Genomic DNA, 6,743 nt, shown 5'->3' with positions numbered 1-6,743 from the left:
CCGCCTGGTATTCCGGAACCACCCGGTGCCCCGGAATCGCTGGGCCCGGCGGGCATAGCGGGATTCTCCAGCTGCGTCACCGAGACCACCTCCAAGTTTCCGGGAGAGAACACTCAGACACCCGGGTCGCGATGCGATCACGCAACCTGTTTCGAATGCCTGTCTGATTCCCATTCTATGAGGGGCCACCGACACACGGACCGCCCCCCCATCGGGGATTGTGGAAAACCCGGGGAACCGCTTCTCCTCCCCATGCCGGGAAGAGGGATATCACGCGAGGACGACGCATGACGGGAAGCCACCGGTTCCAGCACCCTCCCCCCGAGCCCGGGACCCGGTTCACTCCCGCCCGCGCCGTGCAGCTCCGGCATCGGGCTCCTGGCCCGGCTCGAGGAGCACGCCCCCGGGCCCCCGCCCCGCGAGCGCATCCTCGGGGTTGTAGAGGGCGCAGGCGCGCAGGCTCAGGCATCCGCAGCCGATGCATCCGTCCAGCCGGTCCCGCAGCCGCTGGAGGCGCTCGATCTGCTCGTCCAGCCGCGGGCGCCATGCCCTGCTGAGCCGATGCCAGTCCCGCTTGGTGGGCGTCCGCCCCTCCGGCAGGGACGCGAGGGCCTCACCGATCTCCTCGAGACTGAGGCCCACGTTCTGGGCGGCGCGGATGAAAGCGACGCGGCGCAGCGTGGCCTGGGCGTAGCGACGCTGGTTGCCGCTCGTGCGGCGCGACTCGATGAGGCCCCGCTCCTCGTAGTAGCGCAGCGCGGAGGTCGCCACGCCCGCGCGCTCCGCGATCTGCCCGATGGTGAGCAGGGCCCCGTCCCCCGCCTCCGACAGCTCCGTTCCGCCCATGACCGCTCTTCCTCTCGTCCGCATCCGTCCACCGCGGCGGCGGACCATCCTTGACTTCAGGTTAACGTGAAGTCCAAAACTGGGGTGCATGATCTCTCCGAGCAGCCCTCCCACCCCACGCACCGCCGCACCTCCGCTGACCCGGTCCCGGGTCCTCGACCTCATGTCCCGCCTGAGCGGCGACGAGAAGCACACCGTCGCCGCGACCTCCACGCTGGACGTGCTCCTGGTCCTCTACGGGGGCGTGCTCGACATCGGCCCCGAGAGCGTCGCCGACCCGAGGCGCGACCGGTTCCTGCTCAGCAAGGGGCACGGACCGATGGCGTACTACGCCGTCCTCGCCGCGCGCGGGTTCTTCCCCGAGGCGTGGCTCGACTCCTTCGGTGCCTTCGACTCCCCGCTGGGACACCACCCGGATCATCTGCTGATCCCCGGGGTCGAGGTCTCGAGCGGCTCCCTGGGACATGGTCTCCCCCTCGCCGTCGGAACGGCGCACGCCCTCGCCATCACCGGGAACCCGGCGCGGGTGGTGGTGCTCGTCGGCGATGCGGAGCTCGACGAGGGCTCCTGCACGGAGGCGATCGAGTACGCCGGCGGGGTCGGGCTCGAGGGCCTGACCCTGGTCGTCGTCGACAACGCCTCCTCGTCCTACGGGGTGCGCGGCCGCATCGAAGAGCGGCTGCGGGCGCACGGCTGGGACGCGGTCCGGGTCGACGGGCGCGACCATGCACAGCTCGAGGCCGCCCTGCGGCACCGCGCCCCCGGCCGCCCGAACGCCGTGGTCGCCCAGGTCGAGGACAAGGCGGCCGCGGCATGACCGGCGCCGACGCACCCGTCCGCTCCCCTCGTGCGCAGTTCGGCCGGACCGTCTCCGCGCTGCTCGACGAGCGGGAGGACCTCGCCCTGGTCTATGCCGAGATCTCCGCCCAGCATGTCGAGGAGGCGGCCGCCCGGCACCCGCGGCGCGTGATCAACGTCGGGATCCGGGAGCAGCTGCTGGTGGGCGTCGGCGCCGGGCTCGCGCTCGAGGGGATCCGCCCGCTCGTGCACACCTTCGCGCCCTTCCTCGTCGAGCGCGCCTTCGAGCAGATCAAGCTCGACTTCGCCCATCAGGGCGTGGGCGGGGTGCTGATCGGCTCCGGCGGCTCCTATGACATGTCGGTCCTGGGCCGCACCCACCAGTCCCCCGGCGATGTTGCCCTCGCCGCGACCGTGCCCGGGATACGGATCCACGCCCCCGCCGGGACGGCGGAGGCGGACCGGATCATCCGCGAGGCCGCGGCGGGGACCGGACTCGAGTACGTGCGGATCTCCGAGCAGGTCAGCTCCGCCCCGCGGCCGCACGGCAGCCTTCCCGACGGCGGCCTGCACGTGCTGCACCGCGGTGGCGGGGCCCTGAGCATCCTCGCGCTGGGGCATCTGCGGGAGGCGGCGCTCGCTGCCGGCGATGCCCTGGATGCGACGGTGCTCTCGACGACGACGGTGCATCCGCTCGACGGCCGGGCGCTGCGCGCGCACGCCGGCGGCGAGGTCGTCATCCTCGAGCCCTGGCTCGAGGGGACCTCGCTGGGGGCGGTGGCCGATGCCCTCTCCGATGCGCCGCGACGCTTCCTCGCGATCGGCACCTCCCGCCAGGAGCTGCGCCGCTACGGGACGCCCGCGCAGCACGAGGCCGCGCATGGCCTGGGAGCGCCGGAGGTGATCCGGAGGATCCGGGACTGGCGATAGCCGCCCGTCGCCTCCTCGTCCCCTCGCCCTCACCCCTTCCCGGAGCGGTCCGAGATCTGCAGGTCCAGCGGGAAGTCCACCGGGCTCCCGGGGAACAGGAGCTCCCCGGCGGCGTCGGCCGCCTCCCGGATCGCCTGGGCCGCGGCATCGGCCTGCTCCTGCGGGGCATGCACGATCACCTCGTCGTGCAGGAAGAAGGCCAGATGGGCCTGCCTCGAGAAAGCCGGACCGGAGGCGGGCGCCGATGCGTCGTCCAGCATCGGGAGCCGGGCCAGCCGCAGCCGCAGTCCTGCGAGCCAGGCGAGCGCCCACTCGGCGGCGGTCCCCTGGACGACGAAGTTGCGGGTGAAGCGGCCGCGGTCGCGGGCGATCCGGCGGGCTCGCTCGCCCTCGCGCGGATCCGCGTCCGGCAGGTAGGCGCTGTTCTGCCGCTGCCGCCATTCCTGATCGGCCGGGGGCGAGGAGCGGCCGAGCCAGGTCGACACGTCCCCGCCCCGCTCCCCCGTGGCCGCTGCCGCGTCGACGAGGCCCATCGCCGCGGGGAAGGTGGTGCGCAGACGCGGCACGATGCGCCCGCTGTCCCCGGAGGTCCCTCCGTAGAGGGCGCCGAGCACGCCGACCTTCGCCTCCTGCCGGGTGGTGACGACGCCGCTCGCGACGATCCCGGCGTAGAGGTCCTGGCCCGCAGCGGCCGCCGCCATCGCCTGGTCGCCGGCCATCGCGGCGAGCACCCGCGGCTCCAGCTGGGAGACGTCCGCCCCGACGAGCCTCCAGCCGGGGTCGGCGCGCAGGGCCGGGCGCAGCTGCCGCGGGATCTGGAGGGCGCCGCCGCCGTTGCTCGCCCAGCGCCCCGTGACGACGCCGCCGGGGATGTACAGCGGCCGGTAGCGGCCCTCGCGGACCCATTCGTCGATCCAGGTCCAGCCGTTGGCGGTGAGCAGTCGGGAGAGCTTCTTGTAGCGCAGCAGCGGTTCGATCGCCGGATGCTCCTGCTCGGACAGCTCCCACTGCGAGGTGGAGGCCACGTCGATGCCGGCCCGGTGCAGGGCGCGCAGCAGCTTCGGCGGCGAGTCCAGGCTCACGAGCGGATCCCCGAGGGCGGCGCGGACCTCGGCCGCGACCTCCACCATGCGGGAGGGCGCCTGCCCGGGCGAGGGCCGCGGGCCGAGGGCCTCGGCGAGGATCCGATCATGCTCGGCCACGTCCCAGGGCATGCCGGCGCCGTGCATCTCCGCCGCGACCAGGGCGCCGGCGGACTCCGCGGCAGCCAGCAGACGCAGACGGCCGGGGTCGGTGCTCGTCCCGATCGCCCGATCCTGCCGAGCGAGCTCCGCGAGGGCGGCGTCGAGGTCATGGGGCACCGAGCCCGGCCCGCTGCTGCCGGCCTCGAGATCGAAGAGCGTCGCCTCCGCAGGACGGCTCTCCGCGGGGACGATCGGGCCCGTCTCCCAGGCGATGGCGGCGCGGATATCGGCCGGTTCCTGCACGAGCTGCGAGTGCTGGAGGATCGTGTGGACCAGGCGCAGATCGTGACAGCGGCCGGCCCGCACGCCGCTCCGCAGGACCGAGTCGTACCAGGTGGGAGTGTCGCTCCAGACCCAGCGCGGGCCGCCGGTGAGGGGGTCGCCCGGCGTCTCCTCGCGCTGCGCGATCAGGGCGGGGAGCTCCTCCGGATCCAGGGTCAGGCGCCGCAGCTCGGTCCCGGAGGGGTCGAGGTCCGCCACGCCGATCCGCCCGCCCGGCAGACGGCCCACCACGCAGCGCAGGCGGCGCATCGGCGCCTGCGGGGAGGTCTCGGGCTGGTCCACGCAGCCACGGTACTGCGCGGCGCGGCGGACGACGGACCCCGGCTGTCCGCGAAGCCGCTACGGTGCCCTGCATGGACGTCTCCCGAGCTGACCTGCTGGTGAAGATCTGCGGACTGCGCGATGCGGGGACGGCGCTGCATGCCGCGCGTCAGGGGGCCGATGCGGTCGGCGTCGTCATGGCGCCGAGGAGCCCGCGCCACGTCACCCACGAGCAGGCGAGCGCGATCGCCTCCGCGGTGCATGAGCACGCCCCGGGGGTGGATGTGGTCCTCGTGGTCGCGGCGATGCCCGCCGCGGAGGCGGCGCAGGAGGCCCGCCGGATCGGCGCGGACGTGCTCCAGCTGCACGGCCGCTACACGGCAGCCGACGCCGATGCGGCCCGCGCCGTCCTCCCCCGCATCTGGCGGGCCGCCTCCCTCGCGCGCGACCCGGACCTGCGTCCGGGCGAGTTCGGGGAGGAGCGCCTGCTGGTCGACGGGGCGGACCCCGGCTCCGGGCGCACCTGGGAGCTGGATCCGGCCGATGCCGGGCGGCTCGGGACGGGCTGGATCCTCGCCGGGGGCCTCACCCCGGAGAACGTGGCCTCCGCGCGGCGCCAGCCGGGCCTCGGCGGCGTCGACGTCTCGAGCGGGGTCGAGTCCGCGCCGGGCGTGAAGGACCCCGAGCGGATCGCCCGCTTCCTCGCCGCCGCGCGCGGCTGAGCCTCCTCAGGCCCCGTAGGCCCCGGCGTGGCGGGCGGCCTCGGCGAGGGCGGCCTGGAGCTCGGCCTCGGACTGCTCGAGGCCCAGGTCCGGCAGGATCGCCGCGAGGGTGCGGCTGGTGACGATCGTGTCCACCTGCATGCCGAGCCCCGAGCCCAGGACCAGCCGGATCGGGGCGATCACGTGGTCGTCCCCGGCTTCGGGGGCCGGGTCGTAGGCGCCGCCGCGCGCGGAGACGATGACAGCGGTCTTCCCGGCGTAGGGCTGGGTGTCGCCGTCGAAGGGCGCCGTGAGCCCGGGAACGTGGACATGGTCCAGCCAGGCCTTGAGCGTCGAGGCGGGGGCGTAGTTGTACATCGGCGCGCCGATGACGAGCACATCGGCCGCCGCGATCTCCGCGAGGATCTCCTGCTGCGCGGCCTCGATCTCCGGGAGGTCGACCTCGGCGGAGCGGAGACGCGCCGGCCAGTGCAGGGCCGAGTGCAGCAGATGCGGGGGCGGGGTGAGGGTGAGGTCGCGGCGCGTGAGCGTCCAGTCCTCTCCGCGGGCGGTCCACGCGTCCTCGTACGCCTGGGTGATGGCGCGGGTGCGGGAGTCGGGGCTGATGGAGGAGTCGATCCTCAGGAGGTGGGGCACGGAGGGCCTCGGCATTCTCGTCGGCGGGGCGGGGGCACGGCAGGCGTGCTTCGGCGTCCAGGGTATCGGCGCCGACGCCCCGATGCGGCGTGGATCAGTAGGGTGGCCAGGTCATGTCTGCGATCGCGATCGTCCTCGTCCTCACCGCCGCGCTCTCCCATGCGAGCTGGAACGTCGTCGCGCATGGGGCGAGCAGCTCCGGGGCCCCGTTCCTGTTCTGGGGCGCGCTGACCAGCACGGTCCTCTGGGCGGGGGCGATCCCGCTGACAGGGGGCCTGGGCACCGGGAGCGCTGCGGGCTTCATGCTCGGCGTGCTCGTCTCCGGGGTGCTGCATCTGGTGTACATGGTGGTGCTCCAGCACGGGTACCGGGTCGGCAACCTCTCGACCGTGTACGCGACCGCCCGCGGGAGCGGCCCCTTCCTCTCCGTGATCCTCGCGATGATCCTGTTCGCGGAACGGCCCGGGCCCCTCGCCCTGGTGGGGATCGGCCTCGTGATCGCCGGGATCGTGGGGATCGGGCTGGTCGACCGGCCCGCATCCGCGCGACGCCGGTCCCTGCGGGAGCGGCGGATCGACCCGGGGATCCTGTTCGGGCTGCTCACCGGCGTGGCGATCGCCACGTACACGATCTGGGACGCGCATGCGGTCCGCGCCTTCGGGCTCTCGCCCGTCGCGTTCATGGTCGGCACGACAGCGGTGCAGATCCCGGTCTACGCGGTCGCGGCGCGCGGGCGGTGGCAGGAGGTCCGGGACCTGGGCCGCACGCATCGCCGGCAGATCCTCGCCTTCGGGTTCCTCTCCCCGCTGTCCTACATCCTCGTGCTCGAGGCGATGCGGATCGCTCCGGTGGCGCTGGTCGCACCGCTGCGCGAGGTGAGCGTGGTGCTGGTGAGCCTGTTCGGGGCGCTCGTGCTGCGCGAGGGGAGGCCGCGACGCCGGATCGGGGCGGCGGCGGTCGTGCTGGGCGGGATCGTGCTGCTCGCGAGCTGAGGCCGGGCTTCCCGGGAGGGGCGACGGGACCC

7 protein-coding genes are annotated in these 6,743 nt (G+C 74.1%); 4 read left to right on the top strand and 3 right to left on the bottom strand.

Features of this window, described 5'->3' with window-relative positions; translation table 11 throughout:
• Nucleotides 1–339: 339 nt before the first annotated feature.
• Nucleotides 340–846 (bottom strand): redox-sensitive transcriptional activator SoxR, encoded by a 507-nt coding sequence (soxR, locus tag ACFFF6_RS08860; RefSeq protein WP_376979995.1) that lies wholly within the window; start codon nucleotides 844–846, stop codon nucleotides 340–342.
• An 88-nt stretch (nucleotides 847–934) separates the two neighbouring features.
• Between soxR and ACFFF6_RS08855 the strand changes: the two genes are divergently transcribed.
• Nucleotides 935–1,663, top strand: a complete 729-nt coding sequence (locus ACFFF6_RS08855) for a thiamine pyrophosphate-binding protein (RefSeq protein WP_376979994.1) — start codon at nucleotides 935–937, stop codon at nucleotides 1,661–1,663.
• The gene (locus tag ACFFF6_RS08850) at nucleotides 1,660–2,574 is read left to right on the top strand and encodes a transketolase family protein (RefSeq protein WP_376979993.1); all 915 of its coding nucleotides are present in this window, start codon (nucleotides 1,660–1,662) and stop codon (nucleotides 2,572–2,574) included. Before ACFFF6_RS08855 ends, ACFFF6_RS08850 begins: the two co-directional genes overlap by 4 nt.
• A 29-nt stretch (nucleotides 2,575–2,603) precedes the next feature.
• On the opposite strand, the gene ACFFF6_RS08845 is transcribed toward ACFFF6_RS08850, so the two are convergent.
• Nucleotides 2,604–4,349: a bifunctional 3'-5' exonuclease/DNA polymerase gene (locus ACFFF6_RS08845; protein WP_376979999.1), complete on the bottom strand. Its 1,746-nt coding sequence runs from the start codon at nucleotides 4,347–4,349 to the stop codon at nucleotides 2,604–2,606.
• A gap of 104 nt (nucleotides 4,350–4,453) precedes the next feature.
• On the opposite strand from ACFFF6_RS08845, the gene ACFFF6_RS08840 reads away from it, so the two are divergent.
• Nucleotides 4,454–5,083: a phosphoribosylanthranilate isomerase gene (locus tag ACFFF6_RS08840; protein ID WP_376979992.1), complete on the top strand. Its 630-nt coding sequence runs from the start codon at nucleotides 4,454–4,456 to the stop codon at nucleotides 5,081–5,083.
• 6 nt (nucleotides 5,084–5,089) lie between these two features.
• Here ACFFF6_RS08840 and ACFFF6_RS08835 read toward each other — a convergent pair whose 3' ends face one another.
• The gene (locus ACFFF6_RS08835; protein ID WP_376979991.1) at nucleotides 5,090–5,719 is read right to left on the bottom strand and encodes an FMN-dependent NADH-azoreductase; all 630 of its coding nucleotides are present in this window, start codon (nucleotides 5,717–5,719) and stop codon (nucleotides 5,090–5,092) included.
• Between the two features lie 113 nt (nucleotides 5,720–5,832).
• Between ACFFF6_RS08835 and ACFFF6_RS08830 the strand changes: the two genes are divergently transcribed.
• Nucleotides 5,833–6,711, top strand: coding sequence for an EamA family transporter (locus tag ACFFF6_RS08830; protein ID WP_376979990.1), 879 nt, complete (start codon nucleotides 5,833–5,835; stop codon nucleotides 6,709–6,711).
• Nucleotides 6,712–6,743: the final 32 nt, after the last annotated feature.

Source organism: Brachybacterium hainanense (genome assembly GCF_042434575.1).
GTDB lineage: Bacteria > Actinomycetota > Actinomycetes > Actinomycetales > Dermabacteraceae > Brachybacterium > Brachybacterium hainanense.
The sequence above is the reverse complement of the archived record's forward strand: the minus strand, read 5'-3'. Positions and strand labels throughout refer to the sequence as shown.